The 16,763-nt window shown below is 71.1% G+C and carries 16 protein-coding genes and 1 riboswitch; of the genes, 12 read left to right on the forward strand and 4 right to left on the reverse strand.

Translation table 11 applies throughout. The features are described 5' to 3' along the window. On the reverse strand, positions 1 to 871 hold an 871-nt coding region (gene gcvT / locus FV230_RS13310), incomplete at its 3' end, for a glycine cleavage system aminomethyltransferase GcvT (RefSeq protein ID WP_147842720.1). A gap of 158 nt (positions 872 to 1,029) precedes the next feature. Continuing rightward, positions 1,030 to 1,131, reverse strand: a riboswitch (glycine riboswitch). 198 nt (positions 1,132 to 1,329) lie between these two features. Here gcvT and FV230_RS13315 point away from each other — a divergent pair. The 9 genes from FV230_RS13315 to FV230_RS30330 all read left to right on the forward strand — a co-directional run bounded on the left by FV230_RS13315 (position 1,330) and on the right by FV230_RS30330 (position 8,943). Beyond that, entirely contained in the window at positions 1,330 to 2,088 is a 759-nt protein-coding gene (locus FV230_RS13315; protein WP_147842721.1) for an ABC transporter ATP-binding protein, read from the forward strand. Continuing rightward, the gene (locus FV230_RS13320; protein ID WP_147842722.1) at positions 2,081 to 2,821 is read left to right on the forward strand and encodes an ABC transporter ATP-binding protein; all 741 of its coding nucleotides are present in this window, start codon (positions 2,081 to 2,083) and stop codon (positions 2,819 to 2,821) included. The genes FV230_RS13315 and FV230_RS13320 overlap by 8 nt, the downstream gene beginning before the upstream one ends. Positions 2,822 to 2,960: 139 nt before the next feature. Then, positions 2,961 to 4,151 carry an ABC transporter substrate-binding protein gene (locus tag FV230_RS13325; protein ID WP_243933214.1) on the forward strand — a complete coding sequence of 397 codons (1,191 nt, stop codon included), beginning with the start codon at positions 2,961 to 2,963 and terminating at the stop codon, positions 4,149 to 4,151. A gap of 66 nt (positions 4,152 to 4,217) precedes the next feature. Continuing rightward, positions 4,218 to 5,105, forward strand: a complete 888-nt coding sequence (locus FV230_RS13330; protein WP_147842724.1) for a branched-chain amino acid ABC transporter permease — start codon at positions 4,218 to 4,220, stop codon at positions 5,103 to 5,105. 141 nt (positions 5,106 to 5,246) lie between these two features. Continuing rightward, positions 5,247 to 6,239, forward strand: coding sequence for a branched-chain amino acid ABC transporter permease (locus FV230_RS13335; protein WP_147842725.1), 993 nt, complete (start codon positions 5,247 to 5,249; stop codon positions 6,237 to 6,239). A 34-nt stretch (positions 6,240 to 6,273) separates the two neighbouring features. Continuing rightward, a complete protein-coding gene (locus FV230_RS13340) occupies positions 6,274 to 7,878 on the forward strand; it encodes an AMP-binding protein (RefSeq protein ID WP_147842726.1) in 1,605 nt (534 codons plus the stop codon). 110 nt (positions 7,879 to 7,988) lie between these two features. Beyond that, positions 7,989 to 8,354, forward strand: coding sequence for a hypothetical protein (locus FV230_RS13345; RefSeq protein WP_147728084.1), 366 nt, complete (start codon positions 7,989 to 7,991; stop codon positions 8,352 to 8,354). Between the two features lie 160 nt (positions 8,355 to 8,514). Next, positions 8,515 to 8,667: a hypothetical protein gene (locus FV230_RS30325; RefSeq protein ID WP_210248626.1), complete on the forward strand. Its 153-nt coding sequence runs from the start codon at positions 8,515 to 8,517 to the stop codon at positions 8,665 to 8,667. Between the two features lie 30 nt (positions 8,668 to 8,697). Beyond that, positions 8,698 to 8,943: a hypothetical protein gene (locus FV230_RS30330; protein WP_210248627.1), complete on the forward strand. Its 246-nt coding sequence runs from the start codon at positions 8,698 to 8,700 to the stop codon at positions 8,941 to 8,943. 10 nt (positions 8,944 to 8,953) lie between these two features. Here the strand turns inward: FV230_RS30330 and FV230_RS13355 are convergent, their stop codons facing one another. The 3 genes from FV230_RS13355 to FV230_RS13365 form a co-directional block, all read right to left on the reverse strand. Continuing rightward, positions 8,954 to 10,675, reverse strand: coding sequence for an AMP-binding protein (locus FV230_RS13355; RefSeq protein ID WP_147842727.1), 1,722 nt, complete (start codon positions 10,673 to 10,675; stop codon positions 8,954 to 8,956). Between the two features lie 379 nt (positions 10,676 to 11,054). Next, positions 11,055 to 12,218, reverse strand: coding sequence for an iron-containing alcohol dehydrogenase (locus FV230_RS13360; protein ID WP_147842728.1), 1,164 nt, complete (start codon positions 12,216 to 12,218; stop codon positions 11,055 to 11,057). Positions 12,219 to 12,387: 169 nt separating this feature from the next. Further along, a complete protein-coding gene (locus FV230_RS13365; RefSeq protein ID WP_147842729.1) occupies positions 12,388 to 13,296 on the reverse strand; it encodes a LysR family transcriptional regulator in 909 nt (302 codons plus the stop codon). A 155-nt stretch (positions 13,297 to 13,451) separates the two neighbouring features. On the opposite strand from FV230_RS13365, the gene FV230_RS13370 reads away from it, so the two are divergent. The 3 genes from FV230_RS13370 to FV230_RS13380 form a co-directional block, all read left to right on the forward strand. Beyond that, positions 13,452 to 14,948, forward strand: a complete 1,497-nt coding sequence (locus FV230_RS13370; protein WP_147842730.1) for a CoA-acylating methylmalonate-semialdehyde dehydrogenase — start codon at positions 13,452 to 13,454, stop codon at positions 14,946 to 14,948. A 57-nt stretch (positions 14,949 to 15,005) separates the two neighbouring features. Further along, positions 15,006 to 16,148: an acyl-CoA dehydrogenase family protein gene (locus FV230_RS13375; RefSeq protein WP_147842731.1), complete on the forward strand. Its 1,143-nt coding sequence runs from the start codon at positions 15,006 to 15,008 to the stop codon at positions 16,146 to 16,148. After that, on the forward strand, positions 16,148 to 16,763 hold a 616-nt coding region (locus tag FV230_RS13380; RefSeq protein WP_187275485.1), incomplete at its 3' end, for a 3-hydroxyisobutyryl-CoA hydrolase. The genes FV230_RS13375 and FV230_RS13380, both read left to right, overlap by 1 nt.

Consider the following 16,763-nt stretch of genomic DNA (forward strand, 5'->3'; position numbering starts at 1 on the left):
GGATCCGGGCGTCGCCCGGGAAGCCGCCGGCGCGCGCGCCGCCGATGCGGCGCACGGACGGGATCGCCCAGGCCAGGCCGGCTTCGACCGGCGAGGTGTCGGGGCCGATATCGGCGCCGTGCAGGCACAGGCCGGCTTCGAGCCGAAGCGAATCGCGGGCGCCGAGCCCGATCGGCATCACCGCCGCGTCCGCGAGCAGGGCCTCGGCGACGGCCTCGGCGGCGACGTCCGGCAGCGAGATCTCGAAGCCGTCCTCGCCGGTGTAGCCGGAGCGGGTCACGAGGCAGGCATGCCCGAGGATCGGAACCTCCGCCGCATCCATGAAGCGCATCGCCGCGACCTGTGGGGCGATGCGCGCCAGGGCGGCTTCCGCCTTCGGGCCCTGGAGCGCGATCAGCGCGCGGTCGAGCGCCGTCGCCGTCACCGCGGCGGGAAGGTAGGCCCGGAGATGGGCGAGGTCGGCCGCCTTGTTGGCGGCGTTGACCACCAGCACCAGCCGGTCGCCGAGATTGCCCACCATCAGGTCGTCGCGGATGCCGCCGGCGGCGTCGGTCAGCAGGCCGTAGCGCTGCCGGCCGGGCTTCAGCCCGACGATGTCGGCCGGGATCAGGGCCTCGAGGGCGCGGGCGGCCTCGGCCGGGTCGTCCGCCGCGAGCGCGATCTGGCCCATATGGGACACGTCGAACAGGCCGGCGTTCGCGCGGGTGTGAAGGTGCTCCTTCAGCAGCCCGGCGGGATAGTGCAACGGCATGTCGTAGCCGGAGAACGGCACCATCCGCGCGCCGCGGCGCAGATGCAGGGCGTGCAGCGGGGTGCGCAGCAGGCCGGAAGCGCGGGGGGTGTCGACGGTCGCGAGGGGATCCGCATGCATCTGGTGTTTCCACGACGACGAGCCGCCGAAGAACGCGGATGCGTTCCTCGGATGCCCCCATCTGTCGCGGTTACCTGAGAGCTTCCCCCGGACGCCGCGTCGGCGGTCTCCGAGGTTTCTCCTTCGGTGGGCGCCAGGTGGCGCCTCTCTCCAGATCGTCCAACGATACGGTGATTGTGCCTGAGAGTTTCCGGGGGTGGTTGCTCCGTCGGCGCCATGATCGGTCGTCGGACCGATCTGGGCTCTCCCGTATCGCTTTATGCGGACGCGGCCAGACTGGCATGCTGCGATGCGGCCGGCAAGCGCCGGCCGGACAACCTGCCCCTGACTGTCACGCTTTCCGCTGCCGGAAGGGGTGTCATCGGCCGGGGAATGTTCGCGCCGCCTTCGAAAACGCGATGGACGCCGCCGGCGCTTCCGGCGATACATCCTGCTAAAGATGCAGGGGAGGGTTGCGTTTGGCACAGGACATCATCCTGTCCACGACCGGGTTGACCAAGGAGTTCAAGGGGTTCCGCGCCGTGAACGGCGTGACGCTCGAGGTTGTGCGCGGCACCATCCACGCGCTGATCGGCCCGAACGGCGCCGGCAAGACCACCTGCTTCAACCTTCTCACCAAGTTCCTCAGCCCCACGGCCGGCGCGATCCATTACAAGGGCCGCGACATCAGCCGCCTGCAGCCGGCCGACGTCGCCCGGCTCGGGCTGGTGCGCTCGTTCCAGATCTCGGCGGTGTTCCCCCACCTCACGGTGATGGAGAACGTCCGCATCGCGCTGCAGCGGCGCAAGCACGGCGACTCCTTCGAGTTCTGGCGCGCCGAGACGGTGCTGCGCCGCCTCGATGCCGAGGCCCTGGACCTCGTCGACCAGGTCGGCCTGTCGGAATTCGCCGGCCACCAGGCGGTGGAGCTGTCCTACGGCCGCAAGCGCGCGCTCGAGATCGCCACCACCCTGGCGCTCGATCCCGAGATGCTGCTGCTCGACGAGCCGATGGCCGGGATGGGCCACGAGGACGTCGAGCGCACCGCGGCCCTGATCCGCCGGGTCGGCAAGGACCGCACCATCCTGATGGTCGAGCACAACCTGTCGGTGGTCGCCTCGCTCTCCGACCGGATCACCGTGCTGGCCCGCGGCCAAGTGCTGGCGGAGGGCGACTACGCCACCGTGTCGAAGGATCCGCGCGTGATCGAGGCGTATATCGGGGCCGGGCATGGCTGAGGCGGCGCTGAAGACCGTTCCGCGCGCGGGCTCGGACGCCCTGCTGGCGGTGCGCGGCCTGGAGGGCTGGTACGGCGAGAGCCACGTCCTGCACGGGATCGACCTCGACGTGCGGGCCGGCGAGGTGGTGACGCTGCTGGGCCGCAACGGCGCGGGCAAGACCACGACGCTGCGCGCCATCATCGGCATCCTGGCGCGCCGCGCCGGCTCGATCACCTACGAGGGCGTCGAGACGATCGGGATGGCCTCGCGCAACATCGCGCGGCTCGGCCTCGGCTACGTGCCGGAGGAGCGCGGAATCTTCGCGAGCCTCACGGTGGCCGAGAACCTGATGCTGCCGCCGATCGTGAAGCCGGGCGGCATGTCGGTGGCCGAGATCCACACCCTGTTCCCGAACCTCAAGGAGCGGGCCGGCAGCCAGGGCACCAAGCTCTCGGGCGGCGAGCAGCAGATGCTGGCCATCGGCCGCATCCTGCGCACCGGCGCCAAGCTGATCCTGCTGGACGAGCCGACCGAGGGGCTCGCCCCCGTCATCGTCCAGCAGATCGGCCGGACGATCCGGGAGCTGAAGGGCCGCGGCTACACCATCGTTCTCGTCGAGCAGAACTTCCGCTTCGCCCAGACGCTCGCCGACCGCCACGTGGTGATCGAGCAGGGGCGGGTGGTCGACGAGATCGCCAACGACGCGCTTGACGCCAATATCGACAAGCTCCACGCCTATCTCGGGGTCTGAAGACCTCGGGCATCGACGGACTTCTAGAGTCCTCATACGAAGAGAAACGCGACGCACGAGGCCGACGACGGACGGGCACTTGGCCCCGACGCGTAAAACGGCCGGCGCACCGAGGAGGACGGACCGGATGCTGAGACGAATGCTGCTTGCCGCCGCGCTGGGGACCCTGACGGCGGCGGCCGCGCAGGGTCAGACGCCGGTCAAGATCGGCGTGCTCACCGACCGCTCCGGCGTCTACGCCGACATCGCGGGCGAGGGCTCGCTCGTGGCCGCCCGGATGGCGGTCGAGGACTTCAAGGCCGCCGACAAGGGCCTCAAGGTCGAGGTCATCTCGGCCGACCACCAGAACAAGCCCGACGTCGGCTCGGCGATCGCGCGGCAATGGTACGACCGCGACGGCGTCGACATGATCATCGACGGCGTGACCTCCTCCGTGGCCCTGGCGATCAATCAGGTCACCAAGGAGAAGAACAGGACCTTCATCGACACCGGCGCCGGCACCGCCGACCTCACCGGCGTGCAATGCACCCCCAACACCGTGCACTGGGTCTACGACACGGTGGCGCTCGCCAACGGCACCGGCGGCGCCATGGTCAAGCGCGGCGGCGACACCTGGTTCTTCCTCACCGCCGACTACGTCTTCGGCCAGACGCTCCAGCGCGACACCACAGCGGTCGTCACCAAGAACGGCGGCAAGGTCGTCGGCTCGGTCAAGACCCCGTTCCCGACCGCCGACTTCTCCTCGTTCCTGCTGCAGGCGCAGGGGTCGGGCGCCAAGGTGATCGGGCTCGCCAACGCCGGCGGCGACACCATCAACGCGATCAAGCAGGCCGGCGAGTTCGGCATCACCGAGGGCGGGCAGGCGCTGGCCGGCCTCCTCGTCTTCTCCTCCGACGTGCATTCGCTCGGCACCAAGGTGGCCCAGGGGCTCGTCCTGACCGAGCCGTTCTACTGGGACCTCACCGACGCCACCCGCGCCTTCTCGGACCGCTTCGCCAAGCAGATGGGCGGCAAGAAGCCCACCGCCAACCATGCCGGCGTCTACGCGGGCACGCTCCACTACCTCAAGGCGGTCGAGGCGCTGAAGGCGGCCTCCGACGGCGCCAAGGTCGTCGCCAGGATGAAGGACATGCCGACCGACGACCCGCTCTTCGGCAAGGGCACGATCCGCGTCGACGGGCGCAAGATCCACGACATGTACCTGTTCGAGGTCAAGAAGCCCGCCGAATCCAAGGGCGAGTGGGACCTCTACAAGCTGCTGGCCACCATCCCCGGCAACGAGGTGTTCCGCCCGCTGAACGAGGGCGGCTGCCCCCTCGTGAAGGGCTGAGCGGTTGGCGTTCTCCCGCGGCGCACGGCGCGCCGCGGCGTCGGGGCAGACGATGGCTGGGTTGCGATGACCACGATCTTCGGCGTGCCGATGCAGGCGCTGTTCGGCCAGCTCCTGCTCGGGCTGATCAACGGCTCGTTCTACGCGATCCTCAGCCTGGGGCTGGCAATCATCTTCGGGCTTCTGAACATCATCAACTTCGCCCACGGGGCGCTGTACATGATGGGCGCCTTCGTCGCCTGGATGCTGCTCAACTACCTCGGGGTCAACTACTGGTGGGCGCTGGCCCTGGCACCGCTCCTCGTCGGCGCCTTCGGCATCGTGCTCGAGCGGGTGCTGATCGCGCGCCTGTACAAGCTCGACCACCTCTACGGCCTGCTGCTGACCTTCGGCATGGCGCTGATCATCCAGGGGCTGTTCCGCAACTACTACGGCGTCTCGGGCCTGCCCTACGCGATCCCGCCGGAACTCTCCGGCGGGCAGCGCCTGCCGTTCATGTTCCTGCCGAACTACCGCGCCTGGGTCGTGGTCGCGTCGCTGGCCGTGTGCCTGGCCACCTGGCTCGTCATCGAGAAGACCAAGCTCGGCTCGTACCTGCGCGCGGCGACCGAGAACCCGACCCTGGTCCAGGCCTTCGGCGTCAACGTGCCCCTGTTCCTGACCCTGACCTACGGCTTCGGCGTCGCGCTCGCGGGCTTCGCCGGGGTGCTCGCCGCGCCGATCTACTCGGTCAACCCCAACATGGGCGCCGACATCATCATCGTGGTCTTCGCCGTGGTGGTGATCGGCGGCATGGGCTCGATCCTCGGCTCGGTCATCACCGGGTTCGGCCTCGGGCTGATCGAGGGGCTGACCAAGGTGTTCTATCCCGAGGCCTCGGCCACCGTGATCTTCGTGATCATGGTGCTGGTGCTGCTGGTGAAGCCCGCCGGCCTGTTCGGGCGGACGGCCTGATGCGCCAGCCCACGCCGACGAGCGCCGAGGCCGGCCCGCCCACGCGCGGTCGGCGGCAAGCGCGACCGCGCGTCGCCGCAGGTGCGGCGGACGCCATCGGCCGTTCACGGTCGATGGCCATCCAGACAGACGGATTCTGACATGGCCGACACCGCCGCCCTCGCTCCCGCGGACGCCGCCATCGCCCCGGTCATTTCCGAAGGCAGGGACGACCGCGCCCTGCATCGCAGGATCATGCTCGGCATCGCCGTGTTCCTCGCGGTGGCGCCGTTCGTGCTCTACCCCGTGTTCCTGATGAAGGTGCTGTGCTTCGGGCTGTTCGCGCTCGCGTTCAACCTGCTGCTCGGCTACGGCGGCCTGCTCTCCTTCGGGCACGCCGCGTATTTCGGGATGGCGAGCTATCTCTGTGCCTACGCGGCCAAGGTCTGGGGCCTGAGCCCGGAACTCGCGATCCTCTGCGGCACGCTGACGGCGGCGCTGCTCGGGCTGGTCTTCGGGGCGCTCGCGATCCGGCGCCAGGGCATCTACTTCTCGATGATCACGCTGGCGCTCGCGCAGATGGCGTTCTTCTTCTCGCTTCAGGCCAAGTTCACCGGCGGCGAGGACGGGATCCAGGCGGTGCCGCGCGGCGCCCTGTTCGGCACGATCAGCCTCGCCGACGACCGCGCGCTCTACGTCCTCGTGGCTCTGGTGTTCATGGGCGGCCTGCTGCTGATCTACCGCATCATCCACTCGCCGTTCGGGCAGGTGCTGAAGGCGATCCGCGACAACGAGCCCCGCGCGATCTCGCTCGGCTACCGGGTGAACCAGTACAAGCTCGCGGTATTCGTGCTCTCGGCGACGCTCGCGGGGCTCGCCGGCTCCACCAAGGCGATCGTGTTCCAGCTCGCCTCCCTCACCGACGTGCACTGGGCGATGTCGGGCGAGGTGGTGCTGATGACGCTGGTCGGCGGCATGGGCACGGTGTTCGGGCCGATCATCGGCGCGCTGGTGATCGTCACGATGGAGACCTACCTCGCGCAGTTCGGCGCCTGGGTGACGATCATCCAGGGCGTGGTCTTCGTGCTCTGCGTGCTGCTGTTCCGCGAGGGCATCGTCGGCCTGATCGCGCGGATCACCCGGCGTCCGCTGTGACCCGGGCCGGCGGTGGCGCGGGGAGGGTGGGCGCATGAGTCCGTTCGAAACCGGGCTCGACCGCTCGGCCGCGAACTGCGCGGCGCTGACGCCCGTGAGCTTCCTGGCGCGCGCCGCCGACGCCTTCGCCGACCGCTTGGCGGTGATCGACGGCGACCGGCGCCTGACCTATCGCGCGCTCGACGCCCGCTGCCGCCGCCTCGCCGCGGCGCTGGGGGGGCGCGGGATCGGCCGGCTCGACACGGTGGCGATCCTGGCCGGCAACGTGCCCGCGATGATCGAGGCGCACTTTGCCGTGCCGATGCTCGGCGCGGTGCTGAACCCGCTCAACACCCGCCTCGACGCCGCCACGCTCGCCGCCTCGCTGACCCATGGCGGGGCCCGGGCGCTGATCGTCGACGCGCCGTTCCGGGCGCTCGCCGCCGAGGCGCTGGAGGCCGTCGCGAACCCGATCCTGGTGATCGCCGTGGACGACCCCGGGGGCGGCGGCCTCGCCTACGAGGACCTCGTCGCGGAGGGCGACCCGGACTTCGTCGGGCCGGGGCCGGACGACGAGTGGCAGTCGCTCTGCCTGCTCTACACCTCGGGCACCACCGGCGACCCGAAGGGCGCGGTCTACAGCCACCGCGGCGCCTACCTCCAGGCGCTCGGCAACGCGCTCACCTTCGGGCTCTCGCCGGGCAGCGTCTATCTCTGGACGCTGCCGATGTTCCATTGCAGCGGCTGGTCCTACCCCTGGGCGGTGGTGGCGGCCGGCGGCACCCAGGTCTGCCTGCGCCGGGTCGAGCCGGCTGCGATCTATCGGGCGATCGCCGAGCACGGCGTCACGCATCTGTGCGGCGCGCCGATCGTGCTGTCGATGATCGTCAACGCCCCCGCGGACGTGCGCAGGCCGTTCCCGCAGCGGGTGCGCTGCGCGACGGGCGGCGCCGCGCCGCCCTCGACCGTGATCGCCGCGATGGAGGCGGCCGGCTTCGCGGTGACCCACCTCTACGGCGCCACCGAAAGCTACGGCCCGGCGACGATCTGCGTGCCCGGCCCCGACTGGGACCGGTTGGAGCCCGGCGAGCGCCACCGCCGCATGGCCCGCCAGGGCGTGGCGCTGCCGACGGTCGAGGCCGTGCGCGTCGTCGATCCCGGAACGCTGGCGGCGGTGCCGCGGGACGGCGCAACGGTCGGCGAGATCGCCCTGCGCGGCAACACCGTGATGAAGGGCTACCTCAAGAACCCCGAGGCGACGGCCGCGACGCTTCGCGACGGCTGGTACCTCTCGGGCGACCTCGCGGTGCAGCACCCCGACGGGCAGATCGAGATCAAGGACCGCGCCAAGGACATCATCATCTCCGGCGGCGAGAACATCTCCAGCCTGGAGATCGAGGAGGTCCTGACCCGCCACCCCGCGGTGATGCTCGCCGCCGTGGTCGCGCAGCCCGACGCCAAATGGGGCGAGAGCCCCTGCGCCTTCCTGGAGCTCAAGGCCGGCGCGACCGCGCCGAGCGAGGCCGAGATCGTCGCCTTCTGCCGGGCCGGCCTCGCCCGCTTCAAGGTGCCGAAGCGGATCGTGTTCGGCCCCCTGCCGAAGACCGCCACGGGCAAGATCCAGAAGTCCGTGCTGCGCGAGCAGGCCCGCGCGCCGTAGACGCGCGCGCCCCGGCAAGGCGTCGCTCCGGACACGATCGGATACGCACCGTTACGCTTCGTTAACCATCCGCTCGCCATCCTGTGGCCTTCAAGCCGGGAGCGACCGTGGTGACCCAGACCCTGACCCTCAGCTTCGACGACCCCACCGCCGAGTGCCCGCTGCCGCCCGACGCGCTCGGCCGGATCTCCCGCGCCGACCCGGAGACCGTGTCGGCGATGGTCTGCGAGATCCCCGAAGCGACACGCGCGCGGCTGGCGGTCTACCTCTACGGCCGCAGCCACACCCACGAACTCGGCATCCGGATCGCGGCCACCTGCGACGGCGCGGTGCTGCGCCGCGCCGCCGGCCTCGTCGGCAACACCCTCTACGACCTGTCGCGCCGCCCCTACGCCGCCCCGAGCTACGGCAACCACCGTTCGCAGGGCAGCCGGATCAGCCTCGGCGGTCCGCGCCTCGACAGCCGCCGCGGCTAGAGCGGTTGCCCTCATCGATCGATCGCGGAAACGAGTCTGACCTGCTGAGGGGCCGCATGTTCGTCACGCAGGCCGGCATCCGCCGCCCTTGAGAATGCTCCGCGGCGGTACGGACGGCACAGGACGTGGTACGGCCGGCCCCTCTGCGAGGGATGCCGCCATGTCGTGGATCAGCCTCACCCGGTTGCGGCTTCGCGGCTGGCGGTTCGTGCCCGGATTCGCGTGGTACGCGATCCGGTCGAGCCGGCAGGCCTCCAGGGCCGCCGGCTACCGCGACGGCGCGCTGCTCAACGACGCCAAGCTGACCTTCTAGACCGTCACCGCCTGGACCGACGAGGCGGCGATGCGCGCCTACGTGCCGGCCGGCGACCACCGCGCGGCGATGGGAAAGCTCAGCCGCTGGTGCGACGAGGCCTCAGTCGCCCACTGGATCGCGCCGGGCCTGCCGGACTGGCCCGAGGCCGACCGGCGGATGCGAGAGACCGGCCGGCCCTCCAAGGTCCGCCATCCGTCGCCCGCGCACGCGGCGCTCGCCGACGATCCGCCGCGCACGACCCGCGGCGGACGGCTTCCCCGGGCGGCCGGCTGAGCCGGCCCGCTCAGCCCGGTTTCCGCTCGTCGGCCTTCAGCTCCGGGAAGTCCGACTGGGCGAAGGCCAAGCCCCGGAACGGGTCGTCGGTGGTGCCGTCGTGCTCCAGGCGCCGGAGCTGGACCCGGCGGATCTTGCCGGAGATGGTCTTGGGCAGCTCCGCGACGAACTCGATCGCCCGCAGCCGCTTGAACGTCGCGAGCCGCGCGTTGGTGAAGCGGAAGATGTCGAGGGCGGTCTCCCGCGTCGCCTCCGCGCCGCCGACGAGCGACACGAAGGCCTTCGGGATCGTGTAGCGGATCGCGTCGGGCGCCGGCACCACCGCCGCCTCGGCCACCGCCGCATGCGCGATCAGCACGCTCTCCAGCTCGAACGGGCTGATGCGGTAGCCGGAGGACTTGAACACGTCGTCGGCGCGCCCGACGAAGGTCAGGGTTCCGTCCGGCTCGACGAAGGCGACGTCGCCGGTGCGGTAGAGCGGCCCGTCCGCGCCGGAAAGGTGGCCGGCGCCGTCGTCGTAGCCCTGCATCAGGGCGGCCGGGCGGTGCTCGCCGAGGGCGAGGCAGACCTCGCCCTCGCTCGCCGGCTGATCGTCGATGTCGAGGATGCGGACCGTGTAGCCCGGCAGCGGCCGCCCCATGGCGCCGGGCTTCACCGTCTGGCCCGGGGTGTTGGCGACCTGGGCCGTGGTCTCGGTCTGGCCGTAGCCGTCGCGGATGGTCAGGTTCCAGGCGTCGCGCACCCGCTCGATCACCTCCGGGTTCAGCGGCTCGCCGGCGGCGCAGACCTCGCGCAGCGCCAGGTCGTGCCCGGTCAGGTCCTCCTGGATCATCAGCCGCCACACCGTCGGCGGCGCGCACAGGGTGGTGACGCGGCAGCGGGCGAGCACCGCGAGCAGGGCAGGGGCCGAGAACGGCGCCTGGTTGACCACGAACACCGTGGCGCCGGCGTTCCAGGGGGCGAAGACCGAGGACCAGGCGTGCTTGGCCCAGCCGGGAGAGGAGACGTTGCAATGGACGTCGCCGGGCTGCAGCCCGAGCCAGTACATCGTCGACAGGCTGCCGACCGGATACGAGCGGTGGCTGTGCCGCACGAGCTTGGGCTTCGCCGTGGTGCCGGAGGTGAAGTACAGCAGGAACGGGTCGTCGGCGCCGGTCGCCGCGTCGGGCGCGAACGCGTCGGAGGCCGAGAATGCGGCCGCGTAGGGCTGCCAGCCGGGCTCGGCCGGCCCGGTCGTCAGGCGCACCACCGGCCCCAGGTCGAGGCCCTCGAACTTCGGCACCTGATCGGCCCCGGCCACGATCAGCCGCGGCCGCCCGCGCTCCAGCCGGTCGGCCAGCTCGCCGTCGGTCAGCAGCGTGGTCGCCGGGATCACGATCGCCCCGAGCTTCATCGCCGCCAGCATCGTCTCCCACAGGGCCGGCACGTTGCCGAGCAGCAGCAGCAGGGTGTCGCCGCGTCGCAGGCCCAGCGACCGCAGGTGGTTGGCGACCTGGTTCGAGCGCCGGCTCATCTGCGAGAACGAAACCTTCGTCTCCGCCCCCGAGGCCGCGTCGACGATCCACAGGGCAGGGCGGTCGCGGGTCTCCGGGCGGGTCGCGAGATCCGCGTCGAACCAGTCGAGCGCCCAGTTGAACGCCGCCGCGTCCGGCCATCGGAAGCCCGCATAGGCCGCCGCGTAGTCGGTGCGGCGGGCCAGAAGAAAGTCGCGGGACTCGCGAAAGCTCGGCATCGGCGTCTTCCCTGGTTTTCGGTGGCTTTTCCGTTGTCTTGTGTTCGATCAGTCTTTTGCTGAACTGAAGCTTCGGCGGATCCTCTTTCCCCTCTGCGGGGGCTATCACGTCCGCCCGGCTCGCGCGTTTCGGTTCGAAAACCCCCACCGTCATCCCGCAGCGCCGGAGGCGAGCCCGGCGACTGTCTTCAGGGTCAAGGGTGATGTGGGGATCCAGTGCCGCCGACAGTGCAAGCTAGAGCACAACCTGCGGCTCTGGATCGCCGGGCTCGCCTGCGGTGCCCCGGGATGACGGGACGGGTGCGAAAACCGGGATTGTGAGATTCGTGAAGCCGGCAGCCCGTTCGGGAAAGGCGCCTGCCCGCGCGTTCCGTCCCGCTCAGGCGGCCCAGACCTGGCGGTACAGCGTCGCGATCGCCTCCGCGTCCGGCACCACCGGGTTGTTGCCGGGCGAGCCCGAGGCCAGGGCCTGCGCCGCCATGGTCGGGATCAGGCCGTTCCACCGGGCCTCGTCGATGCCGTAGTCGCCCGGCGTCGGCACCTGCAGGTCGTCGTTGAGGTTCTGCAGCTCGGCGATCAGGCGGGAGACCGCGTTGCGCTCGTCGTCGCCCTCCCGCGCCACGCCCATCGCCCGGGCGCAGGCGGCGTAGCGCCCGGGCGCGCCGGGCGCCGAGAAGGCGGTGACGGCCGGCAGCAGCATCGCGTTCGAAAGCCCGTGCGGCACGTGGAAATGCGCGCCGATCGGCCGGCTCATCCCGTGGACGAGGGCCACCGAGCTGTTCGAGAAGGCGATGCCTGCTTGCGTCGCGCCGAACATCATCGCCTCCCGCGCAGCCCGGTCGCCCGGATCGGTCCAGACCCGGCGCAGGTTCGGCGCGATCGCCCGCATCGCGGCGAGCGCGAACCCGTCCGAGAACGGGTTGGATTTCCGCGAGACGTAGGCCTCGATCGCGTGGGTCAGCGCGTCGATCCCGGTATCGGCGGTGAGCCGCGCGGGCTTGCTCAGGGTCAGCTCGTAATCGACCAGCGCCGCCACCGGCAGGTAGGCGAGGCCGGCGCACAGCATCTTCTCGTCGGTGGCCCCGTCGGTGACGATGGTGAAGCGCGTCGCCTCCGAGCCGGTGCCGGCGGTGGTGGGGATCGCCAGAATCGGCAGGCCGGGCGCGTCCTGGCTGTGAGGCGCCTTGTAGTCGCGCATGTGGCCGCCGTGGCGGGCCAGCACCGCGACGGCCTTGGCCGTGTCCATCGGGCTGCCGCCGCCGAAGCCGACGACGCAATCGTAGTCGCCGGCCTTGAGCGCGGCCAAAGCCGCCTCCACCGAGGCCACGGTCGGGTCCGGCACGGTCTGCGAGAACAGCCCGGCCCGGACGCCGGCCGCCGCCAGGCGCTCGACGAGCCGCCCCGCCCGGCCGCTGTCGGCGAGGTAGGGATCGGTGACGACGAACGGCCGGGACAGCCCGAGCTGCCCCAGCACCTCCGGCAACAGCCCGCACGCACCGGCTCCGATCCGCATCAGCCGCGGCAGGGCGATGGCGCTGATCATGGCGTTGGATCCGTCTTTCCAAAGGGACGCGCCGAGGGGACGCGCGCGAATGAACGCAGAATACGAAAGGCAGGCTAGCGGCTGCGCGGGCGCGAGGACAAGCCCGGTCGGCGCCCGTCGCGCGACATCCGGCGCGCAGTATCCTGCCTGAGCTTGCCGGTGCGACGCACTATCCCGCCCGCGAAAACAGCGCCTGCGCCGCCTCGACCGCGCCGACGATGAAGGCCGCCACCTCGCGGATGTGGGCGGCCTTCCGGTGGTCCTCGTGGATGTGCATGTGGAAGGCCCGCGTCAGCGACAGCGCGTCCGGCAGCACCGGCACGAGGCCGGGATGGGCGGCCGCGATGAAGGCCGGCACGATGCACAGGCCGGCACCGGCGAGCGTGGCGTGCACCTGGGCGAGCAGGTTCGTCGAGCGCAGCCGCGCGCTGGCGCCCGGCCCGATCACGTTGAGGTAGTTGAGCTCCCGCGCAAACAGCATGTCCTCGATGTAGCTGACGAACGGGTGCCGCCCGAGGTCGGCCGCCGTCCGGATCGGCTCGGCCGCGTCGAGGTAGGCCTTCGACCCGTAGACGAAGAGCCGGTAGTCGGTGAGCCGCCGCGTCACCACCCGCGCCTGCTGCGGCGCCGACAGGCTGACGACGATGTCCGCCTCGCGCTTCGACAGGCTGAAGATCCGCGCGGTCGCCATGATCTCGATCTCGAGCCCGGGATGGGCCTCGGTCAGGCGGTGCATCCGCGGCGCGAGGAACACGCTGCCGAACCCGTCCGGCGCGCCGATCCGCACCGTGCCCGCGACGCTCCGCCCGGTGCCGCCGGCCGCCGAGCCCGAGACGAAGGCGCTCTCCATCGCCTCCGCCGTCCCGAGCAGCGACTCGCCGGACTCGGTCAGCGCGTAGCCGAGGTTGCTCTTGTGGAAGAGCCGGCGGTCGAGCCCCTCCTCCAGGGCCAGGATGCGCCGGGCCACGGTGGTGTGCTCGGTGCCGGTCTGCGCCGCCGCGGCCGTCAGCGTGCCGGTGCGGGCGACGGCGAGGAAGAAGCGCAGGTCGTCCCAGTTGCGGGTCTTCTTGAGGCTCACGGGCTGGGTCCGACGGGGATGGCGCTGTGCATCGATGCACACCGGCTGCGAGCAGGTCCAGCTTTATCGCCCGATCGGCGCTGTTATGGTCCGCTCAAAATCGGCCTGCCGTCGCGCTGGCCGGACCTGAGGAAACGAGCACAGGAGAGGCGCACATGCGCACGATCGGGCATTTCATCGGCGGCAAGACCGTCGCGGGCACCAGCGGCCGCTTCGCCGACGTGTTCCTTCCCTCGACCGGCGAGGTCCAGGCCCGCGTCGCCCTGGCGAGCCGCGCCGAGCTTCGCGCGGCGGTCGAGAACGCCCGCGACGCGCAAGCCGCCTGGGCCGCGACCAACCCGCAGAAGCGCGCCCGCGTGATGATGCGCTTCCTCGAGCTGATCCGCGGCGAGACGGATTCGCTCGCCGAGCTGCTGGCCTCCGAGCACGGCAAGACCGTGCCCGACGCCAAGGGCGACATCCAGCGCGGCGTCGAGGTGGTGGAGTTCGCCTGCGGCATCCCGCACCTGCTGAAGGGCGAGTTCACGGAAGGCGCCGGCCCCGGCATCGACGTCTACTCCCTGCGCCAGCCGCTGGGCGTGGTCGCCGGCATAACGCCGTTCAACTTCCCCGCGATGATCCCGCTCTGGAAATGCGCCCCGGCCATCGCCTGCGGCAACGCCTTCATCCTCAAGCCGTCCGAGCGCGACCCCGGCGTGCCGATGCGCATCGCCGAGATCTTCCTGGAGGCCGGCCTGCCGCCGGGCATCCTCAACGTCGTCAACGGCGACAAGGAGGCGGTCGACGCGATCCTCGACGACGCGGACATCAAGGCGGTGGGCTTCGTCGGCTCCTCGCAGATCGCCGAGTACATCTACGTCCGCTCCGCGCAGACGGGGAAGCGCGCCCAGTGCTTCGGCGGCGCCAAGAACCACATGATCATCATGCCCGACGCCGACATGGGCCAGGCCGTCGACGCGCTGATCGGCGCCGGCTACGGCTCGGCCGGCGAGCGCTGCATGGCGATCTCGGTCGCCGTCCCCGTCGGCGAGGGCACCGCCGACCGGCTGATGGAGCGCCTGGTGCCGCGGGTGGAGAGCCTCAAGATCGGCCCCTCGCACGACGGCTCGGCCGATTACGGCCCGATGGTCACCGCCGAGGCGGTGGCGCGGGTGAAGGGCTACATCGAGACCGGCCTCCAGGAGGGCGCCGAGCTCGCCGTCGACGGCCGCGGCTTCACCCTGCAGGGCTACGAGAACGGCTTCTACATGGGCGGCTGCCTGTTCGACCGCGTCACCGCCGACATGACGATCTACAAGGAGGAGATCTTCGGCCCGGTCCTCTCGGTCGTGAGGGCCAAGGACTACGAGGAGGCGCTGGCGCTGCCCTCCACCCACCAATACGGCAACGGCGTCGCGATCTTCACCCAGGACGGCGACGCGGCGCGCGACTTCACCGCCCGGGTCAACGTCGGCATGGTCGGCGTCAACGTGCCGATCCCGGTGCCGATCGCCTACCACACCTTCGGCGGCTGGAAGCGCTCGGGCTTCGGCGACCTGAACCAGCACGGGCCCGACGCGATTCGCTTCTACACCAAGACCAAGACCGTGACGCAGCGCTGGCCCTCGGGCATCAAGAGCGGCGCGGAGTTCTCGATCCCGACGATGCGGTGAACCGACCCTCCCCCCTCTGCGGGGGAGGGAGAACCGTCCAGCCAAGGACTTGATGCCATGCGCTTCGGGCTCGACGAGGATCAGGTCGCCATCCGGGAGATGGCCCAGAACTTCGCGCGCGAGCACATTGCGCCGCACGCCCTCGACTGGGACGCGCGCAAGCACTTCCCCGTCGAGACCCTTCGCGCGGCGGCAGCTCTCGGCATGGCCGCGATCACCATCCGCGAGGATGTCGGCGGATCGGCCCTGAGCCGCGTCGACGCCAGCCTGATCTTCGAGGCTCTGGGCGAAGGCTGCCCGACGGTGGCGGCCTTCCTCTCGATCCACAACCTGTCCTCCTGGATCATCGACGCCTTCGGCAGCGAGGCGCAGCGCCGGCGCTGGCTTCCGTCGCTGACGCGGATGGACAGGATCGCCAGCTATTGCCTGACCGAGGCCGGCTCGGGCTCGGATGCCGCGGCGCTCCGAACCCGCGCGGTCCGCGACGGCGACGCCTACGTGCTGACCGGTGAGAAGCAGTTCATCTCGGGCGCCGGCGCCAGCGACCTCTACCTCGTCATGGCCCGGACCGGAGGCGAGGGCGCGAAGGGCGTCTCGGCGATCGTCGTCGAGAAGGGCACGCCCGGCCTCTCCTTCGGCGCCGACGAGCGCAAGATGGGCTGGAACGCCCAGCCGACCCGCGCGGTGCGCTTCGACCAGTGCCGGGTGCCCGTCGAGAACCGGCTGGGCGACGAGGGCGACGGCTTCCGCTACGCCATGGCCGGGCTCGACGGCGGCCGCCTCAACATCGCCGCCTGCGCGCTGGGCGGCGCGCAATCGGCCCTCGACCGGACGCTCGCGTACATGGGCGACCGCCGCGCCTTCGGCCAGAAGCTCTCGGACTTCCAGGCGCTGCAGTTCCGGCTGGCCGACATGGCGACCGAGCTCGAGGTCGCCCGCGCGTTCCTGCGCCACGCGGCCGCCGCCCTCGACGCCAGGGCGCCGGAGGCGACCAAGCTCTGCGCCATGGTCAAGCGCCACGTGACGGACGCCGCGTTCCACGTCGCCAACGAGGCGCTGCAGCTCCACGGCGGCTACGGGTATCTCGCCGAGTACGGCATCGAGAAGATCGTCCGGGATCTGCGCGTCCACCAGATCCTGGAGGGCACCAACGAGATCATGCGGGTGATCATCGCCCGCGCGCTGCTCGGGGGGCGCTGATGCCCGACATCCTCGTCGAGCGCGTCGGCACGCTCGGGCGCATCCGCCTGAACCGGCCGAAGGCCTTGAACGCGCTGACCCACGGCATGGTCGGCGCGATCGATGCCGCCCTCGATCTTTTCGCCGCCGACGAAGGCGTCGCCGCGATCCTGCTCACCGGCGAGGGCGAGCGCGGCCTGTGCGCCGGCGGCGACCTGCGCTCGCTCTACGAGAGCGCGGGTTCAAGCTCCGCCGAGAACTTCTGGCGCGACGAGTATCGCCTCGATGCTCGGATCGCGCATTACGAAAAACCGTTCGTGGCGATCCTGGACGGGATCACCATGGGCGGCGGCGTCGGGCTGTCGGGCCATGCCGGCCACCGCGTCGTCACCGGGCGCTCCCGCATCGCCATGCCGGAGACCGGCATCGGCTACCTGCCCGACGTCGGCGGCACCTGGCTGCTGCCGCGCGCGCCCGGCGAGACCGGGACCTATCTCGGGCTGACCGGCGAGCCCATGGGCGCGGCCGACGCGATCTTCGCGGGGTTCGCCGACGCCTGCGTGCCCGCAGCGACGCTGCCCGCCCTGATCGATGCGCTCGCCGCCCTCGCCCCGGAGGCCGGCCACGCCACCGTCC

The organism is Methylobacterium sp. WL6, assembly GCF_008040095.1.
Taxonomy (GTDB): domain Bacteria; phylum Pseudomonadota; class Alphaproteobacteria; order Rhizobiales; family Beijerinckiaceae; genus Methylobacterium.

What these genes read in the sequence shown, in the direction of transcription:
- FV230_RS13320 (WP_147842722.1), top strand. Translation starts at nt 2,081, where the DNA reads ATGGCTGAGGCGGCGCTGAAGACCGTTCCGCGCGCGGGCTCGGACGCC.
- FV230_RS13325 (WP_243933214.1), top strand. Translation starts at nt 2,961, where the DNA reads ATGCTGCTTGCCGCCGCGCTGGGGACCCTGACGGCGGCGGCCGCGCAG.
- FV230_RS13330 (WP_147842724.1), top strand. Translation starts at nt 4,218, where the DNA reads ATGACCACGATCTTCGGCGTGCCGATGCAGGCGCTGTTCGGCCAGCTC.
- FV230_RS13335 (WP_147842725.1), top strand. Translation starts at nt 5,247, where the DNA reads ATGGCCGACACCGCCGCCCTCGCTCCCGCGGACGCCGCCATCGCCCCG.
- FV230_RS13340 (WP_147842726.1), top strand. Translation starts at nt 6,274, where the DNA reads ATGAGTCCGTTCGAAACCGGGCTCGACCGCTCGGCCGCGAACTGCGCG.
- FV230_RS30325 (WP_210248626.1), top strand. Translation starts at nt 8,515, where the DNA reads ATGTCGTGGATCAGCCTCACCCGGTTGCGGCTTCGCGGCTGGCGGTTC.
- FV230_RS30330 (WP_210248627.1), top strand. Translation starts at nt 8,698, where the DNA reads ATGCGCGCCTACGTGCCGGCCGGCGACCACCGCGCGGCGATGGGAAAG.
- FV230_RS13355 (WP_147842727.1), bottom strand. Translation starts at nt 10,675, where the DNA reads ATGCCGAGCTTTCGCGAGTCCCGCGACTTTCTTCTGGCCCGCCGCACC.
- FV230_RS13360 (WP_147842728.1), bottom strand. Translation starts at nt 12,218, where the DNA reads ATGATCAGCGCCATCGCCCTGCCGCGGCTGATGCGGATCGGAGCCGGT.
- FV230_RS13370 (WP_147842730.1), top strand. Translation starts at nt 13,452, where the DNA reads ATGCGCACGATCGGGCATTTCATCGGCGGCAAGACCGTCGCGGGCACC.
- FV230_RS13375 (WP_147842731.1), top strand. Translation starts at nt 15,006, where the DNA reads ATGCGCTTCGGGCTCGACGAGGATCAGGTCGCCATCCGGGAGATGGCC.